This window comes from Caloramator proteoclasticus DSM 10124, assembly GCF_900129265.1.
GTDB classification, from domain to species: Bacteria; Bacillota; Clostridia; order Clostridiales; family Caloramatoraceae; genus Thermobrachium; species Thermobrachium proteoclasticum.
In genome coordinates, this window is sequence record NZ_FQVG01000008.1 from 1 (window position 1) to 25,484 (window position 25,484).

28 protein-coding genes and 1 other annotated feature are annotated in these 25,484 nt (G+C 31.7%); of the genes, 25 read left to right on the forward strand and 3 right to left on the reverse strand.

Annotated elements, in window-relative coordinates:
* The first annotated feature begins 343 nt into the window (after positions 1-343).
* From BUB63_RS03240 to BUB63_RS03320, 17 genes are all read left to right on the forward strand, one after another.
* Positions 344-1,798, forward strand: a complete 1,455-nt coding sequence (locus BUB63_RS03240; protein WP_073247927.1) for an RDD family protein — start codon at positions 344-346, stop codon at positions 1,796-1,798.
* A 38-nt stretch (positions 1,799-1,836) separates the two neighbouring features.
* Positions 1,837-2,032, forward strand: a binding site (T-box leader).
* A gap of 101 nt (positions 2,033-2,133) precedes the next feature.
* On the forward strand, positions 2,134-4,065 hold the full coding sequence (gene metG, locus BUB63_RS03245) for a methionine--tRNA ligase (protein WP_073247928.1): 1,932 nt from the start codon (positions 2,134-2,136) through the stop codon (positions 4,063-4,065).
* Between the two features lie 11 nt (positions 4,066-4,076).
* Positions 4,077-4,826 (forward strand): TatD family hydrolase, encoded by a 750-nt coding sequence (locus tag BUB63_RS03250; RefSeq protein ID WP_027309481.1) that lies wholly within the window; start codon positions 4,077-4,079, stop codon positions 4,824-4,826.
* 271 nt (positions 4,827-5,097) lie between these two features.
* Positions 5,098-6,135: a ubiquitin-like domain-containing protein gene (locus BUB63_RS13970; RefSeq protein WP_051350746.1), complete on the forward strand. Its 1,038-nt coding sequence runs from the start codon at positions 5,098-5,100 to the stop codon at positions 6,133-6,135.
* A gap of 71 nt (positions 6,136-6,206) precedes the next feature.
* Positions 6,207-6,752: a ribonuclease M5 gene (gene rnmV, locus BUB63_RS03260; protein WP_073247929.1), complete on the forward strand. Its 546-nt coding sequence runs from the start codon at positions 6,207-6,209 to the stop codon at positions 6,750-6,752.
* Positions 6,749-7,597, forward strand: a complete 849-nt coding sequence (gene rsmA / locus BUB63_RS03265) for a 16S rRNA (adenine(1518)-N(6)/adenine(1519)-N(6))-dimethyltransferase RsmA (protein WP_073247930.1) — start codon at positions 6,749-6,751, stop codon at positions 7,595-7,597. Before rnmV ends, rsmA begins: the two co-directional genes overlap by 4 nt.
* 62 nt (positions 7,598-7,659) lie before the next feature.
* Positions 7,660-8,739 (forward strand): DUF7922 domain-containing protein, encoded by a 1,080-nt coding sequence (locus BUB63_RS03270; RefSeq protein ID WP_073247931.1) that lies wholly within the window; start codon positions 7,660-7,662, stop codon positions 8,737-8,739.
* A 63-nt stretch (positions 8,740-8,802) separates the two neighbouring features.
* On the forward strand, positions 8,803-9,366 hold the full coding sequence (locus BUB63_RS03275) for a hypothetical protein (protein ID WP_051350745.1): 564 nt from the start codon (positions 8,803-8,805) through the stop codon (positions 9,364-9,366).
* 8 nt (positions 9,367-9,374) lie between these two features.
* Complete coding sequence (locus BUB63_RS03280) at positions 9,375-9,797, forward strand: hypothetical protein (RefSeq protein WP_027309476.1); 423 nt, start codon at positions 9,375-9,377, stop codon at positions 9,795-9,797.
* A 6-nt stretch (positions 9,798-9,803) separates the two neighbouring features.
* Positions 9,804-10,556: a prolipoprotein diacylglyceryl transferase gene (locus BUB63_RS03285; RefSeq protein WP_027309475.1), complete on the forward strand. Its 753-nt coding sequence runs from the start codon at positions 9,804-9,806 to the stop codon at positions 10,554-10,556.
* A gap of 12 nt (positions 10,557-10,568) precedes the next feature.
* A complete protein-coding gene (locus BUB63_RS03290) occupies positions 10,569-11,108 on the forward strand; it encodes a GNAT family N-acetyltransferase (protein ID WP_027309474.1) in 540 nt (179 codons plus the stop codon).
* A 4-nt stretch (positions 11,109-11,112) separates the two neighbouring features.
* Positions 11,113-11,889: a hypothetical protein gene (locus tag BUB63_RS03295; RefSeq protein WP_027309473.1), complete on the forward strand. Its 777-nt coding sequence runs from the start codon at positions 11,113-11,115 to the stop codon at positions 11,887-11,889.
* Positions 11,890-11,942: 53 nt separating this feature from the next.
* Positions 11,943-12,542, forward strand: a complete 600-nt coding sequence (locus BUB63_RS03300) for a hypothetical protein (RefSeq protein ID WP_073247932.1) — start codon at positions 11,943-11,945, stop codon at positions 12,540-12,542.
* 480 nt (positions 12,543-13,022) lie between these two features.
* Positions 13,023-13,463, forward strand: a complete 441-nt coding sequence (locus BUB63_RS03305; protein WP_073247933.1) for a MarR family winged helix-turn-helix transcriptional regulator — start codon at positions 13,023-13,025, stop codon at positions 13,461-13,463.
* Entirely contained in the window at positions 13,460-14,536 is a 1,077-nt protein-coding gene (locus BUB63_RS03310; protein WP_027309470.1) for an efflux RND transporter periplasmic adaptor subunit, read from the forward strand. The genes BUB63_RS03305 and BUB63_RS03310 overlap by 4 nt, the downstream gene beginning before the upstream one ends.
* A complete protein-coding gene (locus BUB63_RS03315; protein WP_027309469.1) occupies positions 14,533-15,228 on the forward strand; it encodes an ABC transporter ATP-binding protein in 696 nt (231 codons plus the stop codon). Before BUB63_RS03310 ends, BUB63_RS03315 begins: the two co-directional genes overlap by 4 nt.
* Before the next feature lie 8 nt (positions 15,229-15,236).
* Positions 15,237-16,445, forward strand: coding sequence for an ABC transporter permease (locus BUB63_RS03320; RefSeq protein ID WP_073247934.1), 1,209 nt, complete (start codon positions 15,237-15,239; stop codon positions 16,443-16,445).
* Between the two features lie 40 nt (positions 16,446-16,485).
* Here BUB63_RS03320 and BUB63_RS03325 read toward each other — a convergent pair whose 3' ends face one another.
* Entirely contained in the window at positions 16,486-16,851 is a 366-nt protein-coding gene (locus BUB63_RS03325) for a hypothetical protein (protein WP_073247935.1), read from the reverse strand.
* Between the two features lie 99 nt (positions 16,852-16,950).
* Here BUB63_RS03325 and BUB63_RS03330 point away from each other — a divergent pair, with 99 nt between their 5' ends.
* Positions 16,951-17,139, forward strand: a complete 189-nt coding sequence (locus tag BUB63_RS03330; RefSeq protein WP_027309466.1) for a ferredoxin — start codon at positions 16,951-16,953, stop codon at positions 17,137-17,139.
* A gap of 16 nt (positions 17,140-17,155) precedes the next feature.
* Here BUB63_RS03330 and BUB63_RS03335 read toward each other — a convergent pair whose 3' ends face one another.
* Positions 17,156-18,673: a sensor histidine kinase gene (locus BUB63_RS03335; RefSeq protein WP_073247936.1), complete on the reverse strand. Its 1,518-nt coding sequence runs from the start codon at positions 18,671-18,673 to the stop codon at positions 17,156-17,158.
* A gap of 173 nt (positions 18,674-18,846) precedes the next feature.
* Here BUB63_RS03335 and BUB63_RS03340 point away from each other — a divergent pair, with 173 nt between their 5' ends.
* A complete protein-coding gene (locus tag BUB63_RS03340) occupies positions 18,847-19,629 on the forward strand; it encodes an undecaprenyl-diphosphate phosphatase (RefSeq protein WP_084106470.1) in 783 nt (260 codons plus the stop codon).
* 26 nt (positions 19,630-19,655) lie between these two features.
* Here BUB63_RS03340 and BUB63_RS03345 read toward each other — a convergent pair whose 3' ends face one another.
* Positions 19,656-20,105 (reverse strand): DUF3231 family protein, encoded by a 450-nt coding sequence (locus BUB63_RS03345; RefSeq protein WP_027309463.1) that lies wholly within the window; start codon positions 20,103-20,105, stop codon positions 19,656-19,658.
* 104 nt (positions 20,106-20,209) lie between these two features.
* On the opposite strand from BUB63_RS03345, the gene BUB63_RS03350 reads away from it, so the two are divergent.
* The 6 genes from BUB63_RS03350 (at position 20,210) to BUB63_RS03375 (ending at position 25,483) form a co-directional block, all read left to right on the forward strand.
* Entirely contained in the window at positions 20,210-20,953 is a 744-nt protein-coding gene (locus BUB63_RS03350; protein ID WP_027309462.1) for an ATP-binding protein, read from the forward strand.
* A gap of 107 nt (positions 20,954-21,060) precedes the next feature.
* Positions 21,061-21,633, forward strand: coding sequence for a SafA/ExsA family spore coat assembly protein (safA, locus tag BUB63_RS03355; protein WP_423230478.1), 573 nt, complete (start codon positions 21,061-21,063; stop codon positions 21,631-21,633).
* 159 nt (positions 21,634-21,792) lie between these two features.
* The gene (locus tag BUB63_RS03360; protein ID WP_073247938.1) at positions 21,793-22,746 is read left to right on the forward strand and encodes an ROK family protein; all 954 of its coding nucleotides are present in this window, start codon (positions 21,793-21,795) and stop codon (positions 22,744-22,746) included.
* Between the two features lie 51 nt (positions 22,747-22,797).
* The gene (locus tag BUB63_RS03365) at positions 22,798-23,463 is read left to right on the forward strand and encodes a mannose-1-phosphate guanylyltransferase (protein WP_073247939.1); all 666 of its coding nucleotides are present in this window, start codon (positions 22,798-22,800) and stop codon (positions 23,461-23,463) included.
* A 99-nt stretch (positions 23,464-23,562) separates the two neighbouring features.
* Positions 23,563-24,798, forward strand: coding sequence for an AAA family ATPase (locus BUB63_RS03370; protein WP_242947338.1), 1,236 nt, complete (start codon positions 23,563-23,565; stop codon positions 24,796-24,798).
* Position 24,799: 1 nt separating this feature from the next.
* Entirely contained in the window at positions 24,800-25,483 is a 684-nt protein-coding gene (locus tag BUB63_RS03375; protein WP_073247941.1) for an RloB family protein, read from the forward strand.
* Position 25,484 lies beyond the last annotated feature (1 nt).

Genomic DNA, 25,484 nt, shown 5'->3' on the forward strand with positions numbered 1-25,484 from the left:
TTCATGATAATAGCCTTTAACTTAACCCAATTATACTTTTTTAGAAACATTCGAGGATTCAGAGAAAAAAGGCTTTTGCAGATAAATATAATAGAAGATTTGAAAGATGAAATGTTGATAATTATGAATTGGATTAATCCAATTTTTAACACCGCATAGTCGATAATAAAATTGGAAATACAGCTTTTCATTATGATGGGGAGGGGGAAGGTGTATCTATATACATGGCCTACGGCCTTTTTCCCTTCCAAAATTTCAATAAAATAGAAAAAATCTAATTTCCTATAAAGAAAAAAGCTTTACTGGAAATTAGATGCGAAATCTCTGAGTATGAGGTGTTATTATGGAAAAGATTTTACTTATTGTTTCCCGCTCTGCTGCTTTTTTGATAGATTGGATTGTATTTATCATAGTTTATTTAATATTATCAGAACTGGGTGCATATGCATATATTCTATCTCTATTTGCTTTATTTATATATAGAGTATTTATGCAGGCTAAATTTGGGCAGACATTAGGTATGATGCTTTTAAAGGTTAGACTTTCTGATTATTCCTATAAAATTGCTCTTAAAAGAGAGATATTTAGAATAGCCTCAAGCTTTTTTTACATAGGTTACCTATATGCCCTTTTTGACAAAAAACTTAGAACCCTTCACGATATATCCTCAGGCGTTTATGTGGACTATGTGGATAAAAAAAGGGAGGAAACAAATACAAATAAATTAATACTATATATTTCATACTTTTTACTAATAGTTTCAATGTTAAAGGGTACCTCAAGATTTTTATTAGATGAAATTGGACAATTTGGACTTGAAAAATATGCCATATCGGATGAATACTTTCAAAGCTTTGAGGGAGATAACCTTTTAAGCTTATCCCAAGAGGAACTTTATCTTAAAACTGTAGGGCGTAGATATACTGCAATAATAGATGAAGCAGGAAAAAAGGTAATCTATAGAATATCAAATAAGCTAAAATACACAGAGGTATATAGGTTAAATAAAAGTGGAAATGAATTTATAGGGGAATATAAATTTAAGGTTGATTTTCCCATACAATTCATAGAAAGCATAAACTATAAAGGTGAAGACAGTTTTTGTGCAGTAACTCCAAAGGGAGAACTTATTATATTTTCAAACTGGGGAGATATATATGCAAAAAAATATATAAAAAATAAAGATGTTGTGAATATAAAAACTGGGGATTTAGATAAAGATGGTTTAGATGAAATAGTAATATTGAATAGAAATGCAGATATTGAAATATATAAATTAAATAAAGGCGAATTAAGCACAATGTTTTTTGGTAAAATTGGAGAGGATATTTTACCATCTGCCTTTATGATTGAGGATGGAATAATTGTTTTATCAAAGGGTGAAAATAAGACAAATATATATAAATATGATTTTAAGGAAGGGCAATTTATATATAAATTTAAAAGGCAAATCAAAAGAAAGGATATAACAAATATTTTTAAATTTGATGGTGGATATTTAATAAATAATATTGGAAGAAATAATATGATGTTTAAGGTAGGAAATATACAAATCTTTGAGGTATTAGATACTAATTTTAAAATAAAATATAATTTTGGAAAAAGACCTGCAAGAAGATATTCCTATATGGTAAGGATAGTGGAGGAAGTTTGTGATATAGATGGAGACGGTTTAGATGAATTGGTTGTAAAATCTATTGGAAAAGGTGATGTTATGGGGCATTCCTATAGAATTGAAGTATATAAACAAAATAAATTTTTACTGATGATAAATAGGATATTAACCCTGTGGTCTTGACAAAAACTATCAAATTTTGTACATTAATCTTAATAATGTTAAATGCTTTGAAGGAGAGAGTAACATAATACCGTGTCAAAAGAGAGCTGGGGTAGGTGAAAGCCAGCGGCATAGGGTTATGTGAAGATGGCTCTGGAGCACAGCAGTCGATATGTAGGCTGTTGCGGCATTGCCGTTATCCAAATTAAGGCCGAAAGGTGAAGTAGGGTGGTACCGCGATACCTCGCCCCTATATGGGGCGAGGTTTACTTTTTTATAGTATAAAAATTATAAAGTATAATAAATAATATTTCAAAAACAGATAAGTCTATAAACAATAGAAAGGAGAGAGAGATATGGAAAATAAGAGATTTTATATCACAACCCCAATTTATTATCCAAGTGATAAGCTACATATCGGTAATACCTATACAACTGTTGCAGCAGATGCATTGGCAAGATTCAAGAGATTAACAGGATATGATGTAATGTTTTTAACAGGAACAGATGAACACGGACAAAAGATACAAAGAATAGCAGAAAAAAATGGTGTTACTCCTAAAGAATACGTTGATAGGATTGTTGCTTCAATTAAGGAACTTTGGAAGACAATGAACATATCCTATGACAAATTTATAAGAACTACAGATGATTATCACGAAAAGGCAGTTCAATACATATTTAAAAAGCTATATGACAAGGGAGATATATACAAGGGATATTATGAAGGCTGGTACTGCACTCCTTGTGAATCCTTCTTTACAGAAACACAGCTAAAGGATGGTAAGTGTCCAGACTGTGGAAGAGATGTAGAATGGACGAAGGAAGAAGCGTATTTCTTTAAGCTATCTAAATATCAAGATAGATTACTAAAGTATATTGAGGAACATCCAGAATTCATTCAACCTGAAAGTAGAAAGAATGAAATGATAAATAACTTCCTAAAACCAGGACTTGAGGATTTATGCGTGTCAAGAACATCCTTTACTTGGGGAGTACCTGTAGAGTTTGATCCAAAGCACGTTGTATATGTTTGGATAGATGCCCTTGCAAACTACATAACTGCGTTAGGATATGGAAGTGAAGATGATACATTATACAAAAAATATTGGCCTGCAGATGTACATCTTGTAGGAAAGGATATAATAAGATTCCATACAATTATTTGGCCAATAATGCTTATGGCACTTGATTTACCACTACCAAAGCAGGTTTTTGGACACGGATGGCTGCTTGTTGATGGTGGAAAGATGTCAAAGTCAAAGGGAAATGTTGTAGATCCTGTTGTTCTTACAGAGCATTTTGGTGTTGATGCAGTAAGATACTATCTTTTAAGAGAGATACCATTTGGTCAAGATGGACAGTTTACAAATGAAATGTTTATAAAGAGAATAAACTCAGATCTTGCAAATGACCTTGGAAACCTTGTATCAAGAACATTAACAATGGTTGAAAAGTATTTCGATGGAGAAGTTTCAAGAGGACAAGAGGGTCAATATGATGATGAATTAAAGATTCTTGCAGTAGAGATTCCAACAAAAGTTGAAGAGCTTATGAATAAATACAGAATAAGTGATGCAATGGATGAAATATGGAAACTAATTTCAAGAGCAAACAAGTATATAGATGAAACTATGCCTTGGGTTCTTGCAAAGGACGAAAACAGCAAGGATAGACTTAAGGAAGTTTTATACAACCTATCAGAGACAATAAGATTTGTGACTACATTATTACAACCATTTATGCCAGATACAGCAGAAAAAATAAAAAATCAGTTTAACTTTGATGATTTAACTTGGGATTCAATTAAGACATTTGGAAACATTAAAAATGGAACAAGAGTAAAAAGAGGAGAACTTCTATTCCCAAGAATAGATGTTGAAAAGAAGCTTGAGGAACTTGAAAAGTTGAATAAAAAGGAAGAGAAGAAGGAGGAGAAGAAGATGGAACCTATAAAGAGTGAAATTACAATAGATGATTTTTCAAAAATAGATTTAAGGGTTGCTAAGGTTTTAGAGTGTGAAAGAATAGAGGGAGCAGATAAACTTCTAAAGTTAAAGGTTAATTTAGGTGGAGAGCAAAGACAGGTTGTTTCAGGAATTGCAAAACACTTTAAACCAGAAGAACTTATTGGAAAAAATGTTATATTAGTTGCTAACTTAAAGCCTGTAAAATTAAGAGGAGTAGACTCCTATGGAATGATTTTAGCAGCTTCAACTTCAGATAAAGAAAAGCTTGTTCTTGCTACAGTTGATGGCGATATAGAAACTGGTGCACAGGTTAAGTAAGGAGTGATAGCTTGATATTCGATACACACGCACACTATGACGATGAAGCCTTTAATGAAGATAGAGAAGAGGTTATAGACAAAATAAAGAAAGCAGGTGTTGGACTTGTACTAAATTGTGGTGCAAGTATTGAAGGGTGTTTTAATACAGTAGAACTTGCACAAAAATATGACTTTTTCTATGGTGCAGTTGGTCTTCATCCCCACGAGGCAGAAAAGAAGAATGATTTAAACGTTATTGGGGATTTACTTTCAAAGAATAAGATTGTTGCAGTTGGAGAAATTGGACTTGATTATTACTATCCCCACGATAGAGAAAAACAAAAAAGACTATTTATGGAGCAGATGGATTTAGCAAGGCAGTTAAATAAGCCAGTTGTAATTCACGATAGAGATGCCCACGAGGATACTTTAAAGATTATTAAAGAGTTTAAGGGGGTTACAGGGGTTCTTCACTGTTATTCCGGAAGCTATGAGTTTGCGAAGGAAGTTGTTAAACTTGGGTATTTTTTAGGCTTCACAGGAGTAGTTACCTTTAAAAATGCTAAAAAAACTGTGGAGGTTGTACAAAATATACCCCTTGAATATATTTTAGTTGAAACTGACTGCCCTTATATGGCACCAGAGCCTAATAGGGGAAAAAGAAATGATTCTTCATATTTAATTTATGTAATAGATAAGATTTCAAAGATAAAGGAACTTGATTATAAAAAGGTGGAGGAGACTACATATAAGAATGGTTTAAGGGCTTTTAATCTATAAGCCCTTAAATTAATTTTTTGTAAAAAATAATGAAAAGTGAATAATTGGGTTTTATTTTTTGCAATTTTTGTATATAATATTAACAAGTTGCCTCCGTGCTGGAAATAGAGTGTATAAATGCAATCATTTTTGTTTATAATTTTTTATATAAAATATGCCAAGTATAGGCATTTAAGAATTTTCCAGCTTGGGAAGCTGGGGCATTTGACAAATTATGTCGAAATGTGTATAATGTGATAGTTGTCCCTGGTCCCAATAAGGAGGTGTTAATATGAGCAATATGACCTCTAAGGTAAAGACCAGAATAATAGGTAATCCCAGGTTTCTAGGCATTGTAACCGCCTGTGTAGTTGCCTTTTTAATTCTTTATGTTCAGTCAGAGAAAACAGTAACAATAGTAGATGGTAAAGAAGTAGTTAAGGTGGCTACCTTTAAGGCAAGGGTTAAGGATGTCTTAGTGTCTTGTAATGTTAATGTAGGAGACAAGGATAAGGTTACACCTGGGCTTGACAGTAAAGTAGAAGATGACACTATTATAAATATAAAAAGAGCAGTTCCAGTTACCATCCAGGTTGATGGTAAAGTAATAACAATAAAAACTGCTCAAGACAAGGTAGAAGACGTACTACAAGAAGAAGGTATTGTCCTAAATGAAAAGGACAAAGTATCTCCATCCTTAACATCTAAGGTAGAACAAGGAACCAATATTAAAATAACAAGGGTAGAAGAAAAAATCATAACAAAAACCGAAAGAATACCTTATACTATAGTAAGAAAGGCAAATAATAACCTTGCAAAGGGGACAACCGAAGTTCTACAGGATGGTCAAGATGGAGAGAAGGAAATCATAACAAAGGTAGTATATGAAGATGGGAAAGAAATCTCAAGACAAGTTGTAGCACAAAACGTAAAAAAGGCTCCAGTAAATAAAGTTATAGCATACGGAACACTTGCTTGGATATCAAGAGGTGAGAGCAAGATATTCTATGTTCAAAAGTTTAGAATGAGAGCAACCTGTTATACTTCAAGCTACGAAGATACAGGTAAGATGCCTGGAAGCCCTGGATTTGGAAGAACCGCAACGGGTACAATAGCAAGAAGAGATGAAGATGGCTATAGTACAGTTGCAGTAGACCCTGATGTTATACCACTTGGAACAAAGCTATATATTCCTGGCTATGGATTTGCAATAGCAGAGGACACAGGTGGTGCAATTAAGGGTAAAAAGATTGACCTTTATTTTAATCCAGGAAGCCGTGAATACAGAACCTGGGGAGTTAGATATGTTGATGTTTATGTTTTAAAATAAGGTGGATTTCCACCTTATTTTTTTGTATAATTAATAGGTTGTGTAGAAGTATAATAAAAGAGGTGTTTAATTTGATTAAAGAAGTTATAGTTGTAGAAGGAAGAGATGATTTAATTAAGGTAAAACAGGCAGTTGATGCAGATGTAATAGTTACGAGTGGTTTTGGAATTACAGAAAAAACAATAGAGAGGATAAGGGAAGCACAAAAAACAAGAGGTGTTATAATATTTACTGACCCTGATTATGCAGGAGAGAAGATAAGAAGAACAATATCAGAAAAGGTAAAGGGATGTAAACACGCATATATGCCAAGGGATAGAGCTATTAAAAATGGAGACATAGGAGTTGAAAATGCAAGCATAGAGAGCATAAGGGACGCTTTAAATAAAGTTCAAACAGAGATTGAAAATCCTAAGATAGAGTTTACAATGGAGGATATCATAAAGTACGGACTTGCTGATACAGAAAACGCATCTGAACTTAGGGATGAAGTTGGGAAAATTTTAGGAATAGGATATGGAAATGCAAAACAGTTTCTAAATAGATTAAATAGATACGGTATAAAAAGAGAAGATTTTGAAAGAGTTGTATATAGAGCAAAGGAGGGAAAAGAATGAGTCTTGCTTCAAAAACTAAAGATATAGTAAAGCATTTTGAATTTAAATTCAGTAAGAGTTTAGGACAAAACTTTTTAATAGACCAAAATATTCTTAATAAAATTGTTGATTCTGCAGAGCTTGATGAAAATAGTACTGCTATTGAGATAGGGCCTGGTATTGGTGTTTTAACTCAGGAGATGGCAAGAAGATGTAAAAAGGTTATTGCAGTTGAAATAGATGACACGTTGATTCCTATATTAAATGAAACCTTAGCAAACTTTGAAAATATAAAAATAATACATAATGATGCGTTAAAGGTTGATTTTAAAAAGCTTATAGAGGAAGAGGAGTTAGAAAATATTAAGCTTGTTGCAAATTTACCATATTATGTAACAACACCAATATTAACCAAGGTTTTAATGGATAAATTACCTTTAAAATCGATTATAGTTATGATTCAAAAGGAAGTTGCAGATAGGATAGTTGCAAAACCGGGTACAAAGGAATACGGTTCTCTTTCTATATTAGTTCAATACTATTGTGACGTACATAAGGTATGTAAAGTATCAAGAAACTGCTTTGTACCACCTCCAAAGGTGGAATCAAGTGTAATAAAGATGGATTTAAGACCTCCAAAATATCACGTAGTGGATGAAGATTTATTTTTTAATGTAGTAAGACACGCCTTTAATATGAGAAGAAAAACCCTCTTTAATGCTCTAAAGCCAATAGGGCTTAAGGAGGATGAGCTTCACAATGTGTTTATTGAGGCTGATATTGATGAGGCACGAAGAGGAGAGACATTAAGTATTGAGGAGTTTGCTAAACTTTCTAATATAATTTATACAAAACTTAAAAAATAAGGACAATTTTTCGGTTAATGTTCATATACTATAATGATGAACATTAACTGGGAGGTATAAGAGTGTCTGCTAAAAAAAGTTATAGTAGATATTTCATAATATTACAGGAAGAAGATAAGGGGTTTGGAATAGCTATAGATAAGCAGCCAACGGGATATACAAAGATTGAAAACAAGAACGGTAAGTGTAAGATTACTGTTTATGTACAGAATCTTGTTAAAGAAAAGGGCCCATATGTATGTTATCTAATTGATACAACAAAGAATCCACTCTATACAGCAAGGCTTGGAGAGGTGCCTGTTGATGATACAGGAAGAGGAGAAATTTGGTGGGAATATAAGGAGGATAATGTAGCAGATACAGGTCTTAATGTTGATAAGTTTAATGTTTCAACTATAGTTGTAGAGGCAGAACAGACTAATTTCCCACTTGTAGGATATGTGGGAAAAGAAAGGGCAAGTTTTAAGGACAGGTTTGTTGTAAAAAAGAGAACAGTAGAGGAACCTAAAGAAGAGGTTAAAGTTGAAGTTAAAGTTAAAGATGAAGTTGTAGAAAAGGAAGCAGAGAAGTTTATTGAATATGAAAATGAAATAAAGAAAGAAGTTATGAAATTAGAGGAAGTTAAAGAAGATAAAAGAGATGAAGAAGACACTATATATGATGAGGCAGCCCAAGTAGAATTTTTAAGAAACGAAGAGCTAAAAACAAAGAAACAGCAAAAACACGCAAATTATTTCGAGGAGATACTTAGGGATTTTGAAGAGGTAGATGGAATAACTGAAGAGTACTCAAATTGTAGATGGTGGAAGGTTAAGTTAGACTATGATATTAAGTTAAAAGACAATAAATATTATCCTTACTATTGTGCAATATACCATATAAAGATGGCATATCCTTATATTAACTATTTAAAATATTGCAAGAATACAGGATACTACTACTTTGGAATAAAGTATGATAAGGATGGAGAAGTTAAATATCTACTATACGGTATAGAAGGAGAAAATGATGTCAAATCTCAGCCCTATAGTGGTATGACAGGTTTTATTAAGTGGATAAAAGTAAAGGATAAGGGTATGTGGGTTATGACCTATAATCCCTACAATGGCTGTATTATGATTCCTAAACCAAAGGATAAGTAGATTTTGAGCCCCATAGAGGAAAACTCAGATGGGGCTTTTTAAATTTTAAATGGGAGGGGTTTTATGGGTAAAAACAAAATTTTTTTAGTAACGGTTGTATCTATAATAGTTTTTATTTTATCTTTAAATTGGTTGTCAATTTTTAAACTGTACAAGGTAAGTTTAAACTTAAATATAGAGAATTATAAAGAGATTAAAGTAGAAAGGTATGGTATAATATATTATCTACCTGTGAATTTTGAGCATATTGAAATTAATTTTGAAGATAATGAAGTTTTATATCACGCGGATTTTAAATCAAGCGATGGAAGTATAAGAGGAATAGTTGAAGTTTTAAATATAAAAGATTTAGAAACATATTTGGAAAATTCCAAAAAAAGTGCTACTGGAGTAGTTGATTTTAAGTTTTTTAATATTTACAATAAGAAGGTAGCAAATAAAGATGGATATTTACTTGAATATGTAAGAAGGGGAAATGACAATAAATACTATAGGGTTTACGAATATTTTGTTAAGACTAATAAGGGATATGTATTTAGGATGAGCTTTTTTATAAGGGATGAAATTTTTAATGATAAGTTTTATAATCTATTTGAGGAGATAGTGAATAAAACTTTAATTAAATGAGGTGGATTATGGATAAAAAACAAAAGATATTTTTGATAAAAAAAAGAGTTAAATTTGTACTTATTGCTTCTTTTATATCAATTGTTGTACTATCTGCTATTTCTATCATATATGCACTGATAAGAAATAAGGATATATTTAAAAATATTTATACTACGCTATATTACTTTGGTGGCTTTAGTATGATTTTAGCTATACCTCAACTCTATAAAAGAAACGAAGATGCAAAACTTAGAAGGATTAGAAGACAAAGCCCACTTTATGGTTTTTATGATATGAAGGAAAATCCATATACTGAGGAGGCAATGGAGGAGGCCTTTGAGGAATTTAGGGAGGATGGCTTTTATACAGGTATATCAATTTTTTTATATTCTGGTATAATTTTATTAATAGCGTTTTTATTAGAAAAGGTTTATATGCTAAGGGGGTAAGGTGTTATGCATCCAATATTATTTAGAATAGGAAATATAACAATATATAGCTATGGTTTTATGATAGCTGTTGGTATTCTTTCGGCAGTTATTATTAGTATGTATAGGGCAAGAAGGGTTGGAATAAGTGATGATGTGGTACTTGATATTGCAATCTTTGGGGTTTTAGGAGGGGTAATTGGTGCTAAGCTTCTATTTATAATAGCAGAAGCACCTTATGTAATAAAAAATCCTGTTGTGCTTAAGGATATGATTAAGGGTGGATTTGTAGTTTATGGAGGTTTAATAGGTGGAGTTTTAGCAGCATATATATACTGCAGAAAAAAGAAGGTTGATTTTTTAAAAATGTTTGATGTTGCAGCACCAGCAATTGCAGTAGCACAAGGTCTTGGAAGAATAGGATGTTTTTCAGCAGGCTGCTGTTATGGTAAAGAAACAACAAGTCCATTTGGAGTAGTATTTAAAAACTCGCCCTTTGCACCAAATGGGGTAAGACTTATACCTACACAGTTAATTTCAAGCTTAGGAAACTTTTTAATTGCAGCAGTGCTATTTTATTTTTCTAAAAAGGCAAAACATAACGGTCAAGTAGCTGGTCTTTATATGATTCTATATAGTGTAGGAAGATTTATTGTTGAGTTTTTAAGAGACGACCCAAGAGGAAATGTATTGTTTTTATCAACATCACAATTTATTTGTATATTTGTGTTTATAATCGGAGTTTTTGTATATAATATTCACAAGTTAAAAAGAAGTTAGGGTGATACAGTGATGATGATATATGAGCTTAAAAATGGAAAAAAGCTTGGTATAAGACGTGCTGAAGAGAGGGATGCAAAGGAATTAGTGGCAATGTACAATAGGTTAGGCACAGAGTCAGACAATTTAACCTTTGGTATGGATGATTATTATCTAAATTATGATCAAGAGAAAAGTTTAATATACAGTTTAAATAGCAGAGAAAACTGCCTATATATCGTTGCAATTTTAGATGGTAAGATTATAGGAAATTTAAGCTTTGTTGCATCACAAAGGAAAAGGCTTATGCATAGAGGAGAATTAGGAATTGCTGTTCTTAAGGATTATTGGAATATAGGGGTTGGAAACAGCCTTATGGATTATTTCTTTAAATGGGCTCAAAGCACAGAGAAAATTAAAAAGGTAGAATTACAGGTGAGAGATGACAATATGCCTGCAATCAGTCTATACCTTAAATGGGGCTTTAAATTTGAGGGTAAAATATCAAGGGGTGTAATGGTTAATGGAAAATATTATGATTTGTACTATATGGGAAGAACTATAGGATGGTGATAGTGTGAAAAAAATTTTAACATTTATTTTAGCCCTATGTATAGGGCTGACTACTTCCTGCAGTACTTTTAAACATATAAATCCCAAGATAGAGGGTAAAATTAAAAAAGAGACTAAGTACGAAAGGATTATTATAACAAGTACAAGGCTTGCAGGAAGATATACAATGTTTGATGCTTCTTCAATAAAAAGATTTTTAAATAAAATATACGAAGCAAAGGATTTATCAGCAGAAACAAATTTTGAACCAGATTTTTATATTGAATTTTATGACTCAAACAAAAAAGTAGCAACCTTCAAATATATTGCAGGAATAACGGACGAGACACAGCCTAATTTGATTGATGAGGATGGAAATAGATATTATGTAGATGATAGTATAGAGGATGAATTTATAAAAAGAATAATGAAAAAAGAGATGTTTAAAGGGGCAAAGGAATATTATGTTTCACTCTTAGATGATGTAATAGAGAGGATACCTAAAAAAGGAATTGGAAATAATAAAGTTTTTATTGATATAGACAAGGATTATATGGTTACAAAATACCTTACAAGTGTTGATATGTTTAATATTTTTGATTCCATAAAAAATAATTCTGTTGAAATAGTCGATAGCATAGATAATGCTGATTACGTTGTTACAATAGTTACAAACACATATAATGATACTAAGGTTGTAGCAAATGTTGTAATAAAGAATAAAAATAATGTGGTTCAAAGGCTTTTATATGAAGGAAATAGAGTAGGAGATAAAATAACATATTTTATTAAGAATAAGTAAAATAATAGCTTCATATTTATAGATATGAAGCTATTATTTTTGTAGGTGGTGTTATGAAGTATTTTAAAGTATTTGTAATTACGACTATTATTGCAGTTACAGTTTTATCTATTCTCTATCTTAACAAGATAGCAAAAAGAGTACAGGAGTACACATTTGCAGGAGGGGACAGTTTTAATATTGTACTCTATACAACAAGTGATAATAGGTTTAGTGACGGAAGTATAAAGGAACTTTTAGACTACATAGAAACTTCACAGAATGGATTGGGGGTAAAATTTATTAATTTAGGTTATGTAGGTGATAAGAAGACATTAGAAAGAAAGATAGATAGCATAACAAAAGGGAATGGAAGGCATATTATTTTAGAAATATGTGTGAATGACAAAATGGTAAATAAGGATACTATACTTTTAAGAGTAGAAAAAAATGAAAACTATGATAGTAATATAAATTATGCAAATAAAATAAGAGACATTTTAAATAAGGATAGGGTAAATATTTTAGGTGAGAGCAAATGTTATGTTCAGGAATTTGGTGATAAGGCACTTAGGGTAGAAATTAGCAGTAAAAACACAATAAATGATGCAAAGAAATTAATTGATAAGGTAATGTATGCAATATATAAAACAATAACTGATGGAGAAATATAAACAGATATTTTTTTATTTAAAAAAATTAGGAAGTTTGAAGAAGTTACAGGCTGTTGAAAAAGTTATATATTGATTAGCCCCATAAAGGATTTCTTGGGCATCGATTCATTTCGCTAAGCAATTCTAAGCCTTTCTTTGTTTGAAAAAGTCCTACCCTCGCGATGCCATCGTCCTGATGGCCGCTCGGCTCGGCACGTCCTGTGCCGAATTACGGACTTTTCCAAAGTCGAAAAGCTAAGAATTGCTAAAGCTCACGAAAGAGCCCATTGAAATCCATTCATGGGGCTTTTTCATACTTTAGCTAACAAGTAGGTTTGTCAACAATCTGGAAGTTTAAAGAACTTATTGTAGGTTTGCCCAATGAAGGATTTAAAGGTATTCTTCATTGGGCCTTTTAAGTAATAATTAATATTGTAAATATAGTATAATAATGTTAAAATATTTCGTAAGCGAAATATTTTAACTTGAAGGGATGATTAGATGACAAACAAAAAGATAATAATGATATTTGAACTATTTAGAAATATAAACAGGGCTATAAACAAAAGAATTGATTGCAGGCTTGGGTGTTTAAGGTTTAATCCTACAGACATTTATATAATGATACAACTTATAAATGGTGAGAAGAAAACATTAAAGGAGCTCAGTATAGGGATTGGTCTTGCCAATAGTACGGTGTCTGAGGCTGTAGATAGGCTTGAGAAGGAGGGATTGGTTAAAAGAGAGAGGGATACTGTTGATAAAAGAAGGGTTTTTATATATGCAACAGAAAAGGCATTTTCATATAAAAAGGAGTTTGAAGATAAAAATTTAAAAATTCTACAGGACATTTTAAAGGATATATCTGATGAGGATTTAAACTGTATTTTAAACGGGTTAACAAAATTAAATGATATTGTAAAGGAGAGAAGTGAGCTATGAAGAAGAAGGGGTTATTTATAACACTAATTGTTATTGCAGTTTTTGTACTCTCTATTTTTGCTCTAAAAAAGGGAGCACAAAAACCAATTGAGGTTAAGACAGCAAAGGCAGAAGTAGGGGATATTGTTGCAAGTTTTTCAAGTAGTGGAGTGGTTGAATCTAAAAACAAGAAGGAATATTATGCACTAAATACTGGTAAAGTACTTAAGGTATATGTAAAGGAATCTGACAAGGTTAAAAAGGGAGATATACTTGTCGAGTTTGAAGTTCAGGATATGTCTAATCAGTTGAAAACTGCACAGCTTCAATATGAAAATGCAAAAATTCAGCTTGAAAATTTAAAAAAACAAAAGGCAAATGCAACAGTTACATTGCCACAATCTCAATCCTTATCAATAGACGATCAAATTAAGCTACAGGAAAATCAAGTTGAGATGGCTAAAATAAATGTTGAAAATATAAAGCAGACAATATCAAAACAGCAAAAATACATAAGGGCGGATTATGACGGTATTGTAACTCAAATAAATGTAAAAGAAGGAGCACCTGCACCTATGCAACTTCCAGCACTAATAGTTGAAGATTTAAGCAATTTAAGAGTATTAGTAAACATAAATCAATATGATGTAAACAAGATTAAAGAAGGTCAAGAGGCCTATGTAAAATTCCTTGAAAATACACTTAAGGGAAGGGTTGCATCAATTAGTAAATCAGCAACAAAGACAATGTCTGCCTCAGGAAGCGATACTATTGTAAAGGCCTACGTTGACTTAATAGATACTACAGATGCAATAAAACCAAACTTTGATGTTGATGTTGAGATAAAAATTTCTGAAAAAAAGGGTGTGTTAAAGATACCAAATGAAGCACTAATTCAAGATAAGGAAAATAGGGTAAGAGTCTTTGTAGTAGAGAATGGAATTGCTAAAAATGTGGATATCAAGATAGGACTTCAAAATGATTTTGAGGCTGAGGTTATAAGTGGATTAAAGGAAGGAGACAGGGTAATTTTAAATCCTCCAGCAACATTAAAGGATGGAGTAAAGGTTATGGATAAGGATGTGAAAAGATGATAGAGATTGTTGAACTTAGAAAATCCTACAAACTTTTATCTGAAGACATAGAAGTATTAAAGGGGGTAAATTTGAGAATAGACAAGGGAGAGTATGTTGCAATAATGGGGCCATCAGGTTCAGGAAAATCAACTTTAATGAATATATTAGGGTGCTTAGATAGACCAAGTGCTGGTAAATATGTACTAAATGGTAGCGACGTTTCAAAATTAAATGACAATGAACTTGCAAAGATAAGAAACAGAGAAATAGGATTTGTTTTTCAAGCCTTTAATCTTTTGCCAAGGTTATCTGCCCTTGAAAATGTTGAACTGCCTTTAATATATGCAGGAGTTAAGCTTTCAGAAAGAAGAAGGAGGGCTATGGAAGCATTAGATAGGGTAGGTTTATCGGACAGAATGCATCACAAACCAAATGAACTATCAGGTGGGCAAAGGCAGAGGGTCGCAATTGCAAGGGCAATAGTTACAAACCCTTCTGTACTTATGGCAGATGAACCAACAGGGAATTTAGATTCTAAGTCAAGTGAAGAAATAATGAAGATATTTCAAAACTTAAACGAAGAAGGCTCTACTATCGTAATGGTTACCCACGAAAATGATATTGCAAACCATACAAAAAGGATAGTAAGGATTAAAGATGGCTTGATTTTAAATGATAAACAGGTTGAAAATAGAACGTACTATAGGTAGGTGAAAATATGAACATTTTAGAGAGCCTAAAGGTTGCAATAGAAAGTGTACTTGCAAATAAAATGAGGTCGTTTCTTACAATGCTTGGTATAATAATAGGCATTTCATCGGTAATTACAATTGTTGCAATAGGTAAGGGTGGACAGAAGAAGATAACATCAGAATTTGAAGATATAGGGGTAAATGTTCTTGAGGTTAAGGTTGATAATAACACTCAGCTTTCTACTAAAGACTACTTTACTTTAGATGACGTAATGGAGATAAAGAATAAAATAGATGAAGTTAAAAATGTTGCCCCTCTTGTTCAAAGGCCTGTAACTGCAAAGTTTGAAAAGGCAACAAAGAGGGCTATACTTATGGGAACGACAAACGACTATTCATCTATATTTACAGTAGATATACTCTATGGTAGGTTTATAAATGAAAGGGATACTCTACTTGGAAGAAATGTTGTTGTAATTGATAATGTAAGTGCTAAAAATATATTTGGATATGAGGATTGCGTTGGAAAAACTGTTAGGCTTGGAAGTAGAGATAATTTAATAAATGCTGTAATAGTTGGGGTTTATAAAAATGAAGGAGGGGCCTTTGCAGCAGCCTTTGGTGGTAATATGCCTGTAATTGCATATGTCCCAATAAGTTTTATGCAAAAATTGATCCCTAATGAATTTAACATAACACAAATGCAGGTTTTGGTATCGGATTCTAAAAACTCAGAGACTGTAGCAAACAACATTATAAAATTAGTTGAATCAAGACACTTTAACAAAGGAAAATACAAGGCTGAAAATATGGTTAAGCAGATTGATCAGGTTAATAATATAATAAACATATTTACAATGATAATAGGGGCAATTGCAGGAATCTCCTTAGTTGTTGGTGGAATAGGCGTTATGAATATAATGCTTGTTTCAGTAACAGAAAGAACAAGGGAGATAGGAATAAGAAAGGCAATTGGTGCTACACGACGTGATATACTCATTCAGTTCTTGATTGAGTCGTTAATTTTATCTTTAATAGGTGGAATAATAGGAATGATGCTTGGAACTTTATTTGCCTATGCAATAGGTGTATTTTTGAAGATTGAACCTACAGTATCTATTTCAACTGTTTTAATAGCCTTTCTATTTTCATCTGCTGTTGGCATATTCTTTGGTATATATCCAGCCAACAAGGCAGCAAAGCTTGATCCGATTGAAGCATTAAGATACGAATAAAAAAATGCGGCACTTATACTTTAATTAAGTGCCACATTTTTTATCTTCTAAAAAGGCTCTTTAGTTTATCTAAAAGGCTCTTTTCTTTTTTATCAAAATAAGATGAATACCAATCTAAAACTAAATCCCTTAAAACTGTTTCGCGTCCTTTATATAGCTTTTTTAAAGATTCATCCCACATTGATCTTGGGTCTAAGGTTACTATTTTTCTTTTAAATTTGTCTATATCATCACAGTAGGAAAAAATAAGGGCATTTTTAATTTTTTCTTTAAATTCATCCCCTATTTCAAGTCTTTGGCTAAGTAATAATTCAATATCCTCCTGTTCAATTTTGTTTCCTGTCTGTTCAATACCATATAGTATTCTTCCTATAAAAAATTTTTCTGGTGTTGAAAGCCTGCTCATAAAATCCTCCTTACAAATAAAATCCCTATGTATATTTTAGGATAGAAAGGGTAAAAAGTAAATTATGTGGTAATAATAAAAGGGAGGAGGGATGTTAAAATGAAGGCAGTTGTTGATAAGGACGCTTGTATAGGCTGTGGATTGTGTCCATCCATTGCACCAGATGTATTTGAAATGGGAGATGATGGTAAGGCTCACGTAATAACATCAACTGTTCCAGCAGGTTCAGAGGATGCCGCAAAGGAATCAGAAGATAGCTGCCCAGTAAATGCTATAACTGTACAATAAGGTGGCATAAGCCACCTTATATTATGTCTGAAAAATATTTTTCTGAATACTCAACTTTTCTATACTGATCCAGTATTTTAACATTTTTAGCATTTCTAATTATTAATGTGTACCCGGTCATATTATCTTTATTTACAATATGTATATCTCCATTTAACATTTTAGAAAATTCCTTTGCGATATATAGCCCTATTCCTAATCCTTCTGTTGTAGGAAGTTTTGTATTTTTTGACTTATAGAATTTTTCGAATATCTTATCCTTTTCTTCTTCACTAATTGGATGGCCATCATTTAATATTGTTAATTTTAATGAGTCTGCTATATCAAGTTTAATACAAATATTTCCACCGTAATCTGCATATTTAATAGAGTTTGATATTAAATTTAAAACTATTTGAGTAAAGAGTCTCTTATCTGTTACAAAATTTCTTTTATTTGAAAACTCAAAGGATACATCAAGGGATTTTTTATCAAGTACATCTTCTGCCATTTCAATAATTTCATCTATAATAAAAACTATATCTTCTTCTGTATATTCTGTTTCTATATTTCCATTTTCAATTTCATTGTATATAATAAGGTTTTCGTATATTTTATTAAGCCTATATGCATTGTTTTCAATTGATGATATATATTTAGCATATTCTTGAGGATTTTTGCATATTAATTTAGAGGCGTTTAAAATTATATTTACAGGTGTTCTAAGCTCGTGGGAAAGATTTATCAAAAAGTCTGTTTTTATGTTATTTGCTTCGTTTAATTCTTCATAGGGCTTCTTTATATTACTCATAATAAAGGTTTTTACTAAAAACAAAAAGGATATAAATTTAAAAAAGTGAGCAGATGTAGAAAAAATATCATTTGGGTATATATTAAAAGTTATTGTGTATTTAGAAATTAATGCAAATATTATAGAATTTAGTGAGTTAATATTGTGTATATCTGGGTTTATAATATAATTTTTAGAAGAAATCATTAATGCAAAAAAGTAAAAAATAAAAACAGTAAAATCAAGTAGCCTATAAAACATAAAATTTTCTTTAGTGTAGTTTAGAAGTATGCTATAGGAAGTATTTTTGAGCAAGAAATAAAAAATTATAGAAAATGTTGTAAGAACTAAAGGAATAAATACAAAATGTTTTCTGTTTTTTGCAATATGACTATCGGGTATAATATTGAGAAAAATAACAGCTATTCCTAATAGAATATATGTAAAATATGCAAAAATAAAGCTAACGCCCCAGCTATTTCTTTCTATAGCAAAATAAATATGAAGTATGTTAATTAGTGCTATAGAGAAAAAAATAGAAGAGGGTATAACATATTTTTGCCTTTTTTCATAAGGGAATGAATACCATCCTATATAAAATATTGTAAAGCAAATCATCGAAATGATAGATTCAATTCCAATATGAATGAAATCATAGGTACTACGTTCTATTAATATAGGATCTAATTTTGAAAGGTAGTAGAAGGTTATTAAAATCAAAAAAGTTATAAACAAATTTATACCAATAACTACTTTATTTCTCATTATTTTATCCCCCCAGCAAATCAAGATTTTATCATATGTATATATAAATTTCTACAATTTGTCGAACGATTACATAAAGTTACAATATTAGACAAATCAAATTGATTTAAAACAAATTTATTGAATTATTATCTATATTGTTGTATGCTATAATAAGGAAAGGGGGCGTTAAATTGATTTTAAAGGCTATAATTCTTGGTATTATTGAGGGACTTACTGAATTTTTACCTGTATCCTCAACAGGACATCTCATAATTGCAAATAAATTTATAAGCTTTACGGGAGACTTTGCAAATGCATTTAATGTTGTAATACAGGTGGGTGCTATACTTGCCGTTATATTTTATTATAAGGATAAAATTTTTCCAAAGCTTAATGATAAAATACAATCGAAGAAGGTATTTAACTTATGGTATAAGGTTGTAGTAGGATTTATTCCTGCACTTATATTAGGATTTTTATTTGATGATTATATAGAAGAGCATTTCTTTAACCCAAAAACAGTAGCCCTTGCACTGATAGTTGGAGCAATACTTCTTTTATTTGCAGAGGCAAGATTAAAGAGGGTTAAGGTAGATAGTGTAGATAGGATGTCCTATAAGGATGCGTTTATGGTGGGGGTATTTCAATGTCTTGCTCTTTGGCCTGGTATGTCAAGGTCTGCATCCACAATAATAGGAGGACTATTTTTAGGCCTATCAAGGGAGGCAGCAGCAGAGTTTTCCTTCTTTTTAGCACTTCCAACTATAATAGGTGCTTCAGTTTTGAAGATATTTAAGGCAGGATTTATGTTTACACCCTATGAATGGTTGGTTCTATTTGTTGGAACTTTTGTTTCATTCATTGTAGCCTTAATTGTAATTGCAGCATTTATGAGCTACATAAAGAAGAAGAAGTTGGCACCATTTGCGTATTACAGAATTATACTTGGTATAATAGTGTTACTTTTATTATAAAAGTAGAATAAGCTGGCATTGCCAGCTTATTCTACTTTATAGTATCCTTTAGTCCTCATCATATTAAATATAGTCTCTGCGTGTCCCTGTTCCTCCTGCTGAATATGCTGAAGCTGTTTTCTTATATTTGTATCAACAGTTTCAAGTATTGCTGTGTTGTAGTTTGAAGAAACGTGTTTTTCTGTAGATAGTGAATCGTTCATAAGCTGTGCATCTGAGAAGGAGAGGTTTTGTTGGTTTTGTGCAGAGGATGGCTTGTTATAGCTCTCATAGATGCTGGTATAATTTACACCATTTTGATTTAGTATATTTTTAAGGGTTGTGGCGTGCTGCTGTTCATATCCTGCAAGGGTTGTAAACATATTCTTTACATCAGCGTCAGTGGATAAAGCGGCATATTGTTCGTATTTTCTTATGCAAAGATATTCAGCATCAAGATTTTCCTTTAGATAAGTTACTTCCTTTTGAGTTAGCATATCATACACCTCCAACAATATTTTTTGCAATTATATGATTTATATCACATTAATTTAAAAGTTTTTAAGATATAATAAGATTGAAATTAAACGGAGGTGATATTATGGCAATAAGAAAGATTGTGCATATAGATGAAGAAAAGTGCAACGGATGTGGATTATGTATTCCAAATTGTGCAGAGGGAGCACTGCAAATTGTTGACGGTAAAGCAAAGCTTGTAAAGGATATTTACTGTGATGGATTAGGTGCTTGTCTTGGACATTGCCCACAGGGTGCGATTTCAATAATTGAAAGAGAAGCAGATGAATTTGACGAAAAGGCAGTAGAAGAACATCTAAAATCCCAAACTAAACTTGAACAAACAATTAGTCCTCATCATCACTCTCACCATATTGGAGGGGGCTGCCCTGGAAGTATGATGAGACAGATTAAAAGAGAGGATAATGTATCACAGGATGTAAAGGTAGCGTCAAGATTAAGACAATGGCCTGTCCAATTAAGCCTTGTTCCTCCAACAGCTCCATATTTAAATGGAGCAGATCTTTTAATTACAGCAGACTGTGTTCCGTTTGCCTATGGAAACTACCATAATGACTTTTTAAAGGATAGGGCTGTTGTTGTAGGTTGTCCAAAACTTGATGATATAGAATACTATACAGAAAAGTTAACTGATATAATAAGATTAAACAATCTTGAGAGCATTACTGTGTTAAAGATGGAGGTTCCCTGCTGTAGTGGAATGATGTATGCAGCAAAAACAGCAAGGGATAGAGCAGGTTCTGACATACCAATAAAGGTTATAACAATTGGTATAGAAGGGGATATAATAAAAAGAGAATATGTTTAAAAGTAAAAAATTACAAGGAATAAAAAATCACCTCTACTAAAAAATAATTAGTAGAGGTGATTGCTTTGAAAAAGAAAACAACATTACTAACTCTACTAATTTTTCTAATGATATTTTCAGTAGCATTTGCACAGGACACATACTATACTGTACAGCCTGGAGATAGTATGTGGAAGATTGCTCAAAAATATCAGGTTGGTATATCTGAAATAGTTGCAGCAAACCCTGAAATCAAAAATCCTGCTCTAATATACCCAGGGCAGAAGATAAAAATCCCTGTAATTGAAACAAAGGCAATTGAGAGTGAGGTTGTGAGGCTTGTAAATATTGAAAGGGCAAAGGCAGGACTCCCTGCACTTAAGGAAAATTGGCAGTTATCGAGGGTTGCAAGGTATAAGTCCCAAGATATGATAAACAAAAATTATTTTTCTCATTATTCACCAACCTATGGTTCACCCTTTGATATGATTGAATCCTTTGGTATAAAGTTTTCAGCAGCAGGTGAAAACATAGCTATGGGACAGAGAACCCCACAGGAGGTAATGAATGCTTGGATGAACTCACCAGGGCATAGAAGTAACATTTTAAGTCCATCCTATACTGAAATAGGTGTTGGACTTGCAAAGGATAAAACAGGAAAATGCTATTGGACTCAGATGTTTATAAAACCTATAAGGTAAACAAAAAAGTCGCCTATTTTTAATTGGGCGACTTTTTTACTTTATTATTAATAAAAAGTAACAACTATCATACTTTTTTTATATTTTATCTCTTTAAAAAATTTTTCAAAAATAATATAATTACTATGTATATTAAATAAATTAAGAAAGGGGATAAATATGTATATAGGTATAGACTTAGGAGGGACAAACATAGCCGCTGGATTAGTTGATGAAAGCGGAAAAATACTTTATACAAAATCAACTCCAACGCTTGCTTCAAGAGGATATAAGGACGTAATTAGTGATATGAATAGATTAGTTAAGGAAATCATTGAGGAATCAAAGGTTGAAAAAAATGAAATAAAAGCAATAGGTATAGGTATTCCAGGACTTGCAGATAAAGATGGTAATGTTATATTTTGTGTAAATTTAGGATGGGAAAATATACCTTTAAGAAAGATGATGGAGGAAGAACTAAATATTCCTGTATTTATAGACAATGACGCAACAGTTGCAGGACTTGCAGAATATGAATTTGGTGCAATGAAGGGTTGTGAAAGTGGAGTACTTCTTACACTTGGAACAGGTGTAGGTGGAGGAATAGTTTTAAATGGTGAAGTCTACAGTGGTGCACATGGAGTAGGTTCAGAAGTTGGTCACATGATTGTAGGTGAAAACTTCTATGATTGCAACTGTGGAAAGAATGGATGTTTTGAAACATTTGCATCATCAACAGCAATTATAAAATATGCTCAAAAGCTTATAAAGGAAGGAAATACAGATACAAAGATATTGGAACTTGCTGAAGGAGATTTAGAAAAGATAAATGCAAAGATTATATTTGACTGTGCAAAGGAAGGCGACAAGGTTGCTAAAATGGCTGTAGATAGACTTGTTAAGTACTTAGTAATAGGAATATTTAACATAGTAAACTTTATGGACCCAGAGGTTATAGCATTAGGTGGAGGAGTATCTAATGCTGGAGAATATTTGTTAAATTTAGTACGCCAAGAATATGAAAAAAATAAATTTTTCAAAACACTTCCAGCAGCTAGAATTGAGCTTGCTAAGTTCAAAAATGACGCTGGAATATTAGGTGCTGCAATGCTTGGAAAACATGGAGTAAAATAAGTAACAAATAGTAACCACCCTGCATATTATAAAAATATGTGGGGTGGTTTTATGATTTATGCAGTTATTATGTCTGGAGGTCTTGGCTCTAGATTTTGGCCTAAATCTAGAAAGGGACTGCCTAAACAGTTTTTAAGGATAATAGGTCAAAAAACAATGATTGAAAATACTATAGATAGAATATCTACTATTATTCCAAGGGAAAATACATTTATTGTTACAAATCAAAATTATGTTGGCATAATAAAAAAGATTTTAAAGTTTGATGAAAAGAATATATTTAAAGAACCAATAAACAAGGAAACAGCCTCCTGCATAGGACTTGCGGCTGTAAAGCTTTTAAAGAAGGACTTTGAGGCAACGATGGTGGTTTTACCATCTGACCATCTTATAATAGGACAGGAGGAATTTGAAGAAACAATAAAAAGGGCAATAGAAGTGGCACAGGATGGAGATTATTTAGTAACTATGGGAATAACACCAACAAGGGCAGAATCAGGATATGGATATATAGAAGTAGGGGAACAGGCACAGGATGGTGTATATAAAGTCAAAAGATTTATAGAAAAACCCAACATAGATGTAGCAACTTCATTTTTAGAAAAGGGCAATTTTCTCTGGAATAGTGGAATGTTTGTATGGCGTGCAGATTACCTCCATACTAAATTGCGATATGTAAAAATATATTTTATTTTAAGGTATATTTTATATATTTAATGATTATACTTATAAAAGGGTATTTTATGAGAAAATTTCTCAAAAATATAGCATTTAGTTATAAAATATTGTATAATTAACCTAAAGCAAAGGTAGGTGATGGAGATGTTAGTTCAATTTAACTTTGAAAACTTCAAATCCTTTAGAGATGAAAACACATTGGATATGACTGCAACAAGCATTAAGGAACATCCATACAATGTTATTGAATACACATCAAAGGATAGATTTCTTAAAGTTGCTACCATATATGGTGCAAATGCCAGTGGTAAATCAAATGTAATTGAAGCATTTAATTTTATGAGATATTTTGTATTAAACTCCCTTGCGATAAATGAAGATATCACTAAAAAAGATGAAATTATTCCTGTAAAGAGCTTTGCATTTGATGATAATAAAAATGAGACTTCTTTATTTGAGGTTTTTTTCATAGTAGATAATGTGGAATACCAATATGGATTTACTGTAGATAATAAAAGAATTCACGAGGAATGGCTATATTCAAGGAACATAAGAAGAAAGAATACAACAACATTATTTCAAAGAGAAGGCAATGATATAGTTTGTGGTGCTAAAATGAAGGATGCAGAAAAGTTCATAGAATCCGTAGATGATAAAACACTGTTCTTAACTTTAACAGCAAAGACAAATGTTAAGGTATCAAAGATTGTATTTAAATGGTTTTTAGATAGCTTTGTAATTGATTTTGGAGATAGCATATTTGAGGCTTATATATCAAACTACCTATCTAATGAAATAATAACAGATGAAGTTTATAAGAAAAAAGTTGAGGAGTTTTTGATTGCAATAGATACAGGTATTAAAGGAATTAGAGTGGAAGAAATAAAGGATGACAAGAAGAATAAATATAGAATATTTGCTAAACACGCAACTAAAACTGGAGAAATGGTTGAAATACCATTTGAGGAGGAATCAAGCGGAACAATAAAGATGTTTTGTTTGTTTAATTTCTTCTTAAAATCATTGGAAAATGGGACTCCTTTGTTTATAGATGAATTAAATGCAAAACTTCATCCTCTACTTGTAAGATATATTGTTAATATGTTCCACGACCCAGAGATTAATAAGAAAAATGCACAGCTAATATTTACAACCCACGATGTATCAACCTTAACAAAGGACGTATTTAGAAGAGATGAGATTTGGTTTACAGAAAAGGATGAGGAAGGAGTTTCAACTCTGTTCTCCTTAGTTGAGTATAGGCTTGATGATAATAGCAAAGTAAGAAACGATGCAACCTATAACAAAGATTATCTATCAGGAAGGTATGGTGCTATTCCTATTTTAAGAGAGTTTAACATATTGGAGGATTAAAATGGGAAGTGATAGAGAAGAAATATTTAAAAAGAGAAAAGGAAAAAGAAAAGAGAGAAAGGAAAATAACAGGAAATTAGCACCATATAGATATCTTATTGTATGTGAAGGAGAAAAGACTGAACCAAATTATTTTATGGGACTTAGGGATAAAATAAACTCAAAATATAAACAGAGTATTAGAGTAGAACAGCAGATAGAAATAGATATACAAGGCACAGGAAGAAATACCAATGATTTAGTAAGATATGTAGAAGAGATAGTAAACAGGTCTCCTGTTTATTATGGGAATGTATGGGTAGTATTTGATAAGGATGATTTTACAGACAACCAATTTAATAGTGCCATTGAGCAGGCTAAAAGTAAGGGGTACAAGGTGGCTTGGTCAAATGAAGCCATAGAACTTTGGTTTATACTTCATTTTGAATTTTTACAATCTGCCATAAATAGGGATGAGTATATTAAGAAGCTTTCTCAAAAGTTTAGAGATTTGGGATATGGCAAATATGAAAAGAACATAAAGAATATATTTGATATATTAACTGAATGCGGCTCTATAGATAAAGCAATAGATAGGGCAAAGAAACTACTAAAGATGCATGGAGACGTTCCAGCGTCTAAAATGAAACCAGCCACAACAGTATATCAATTGGTGGAGGAGTTGCTTCAGTATATCAAAGATTAAG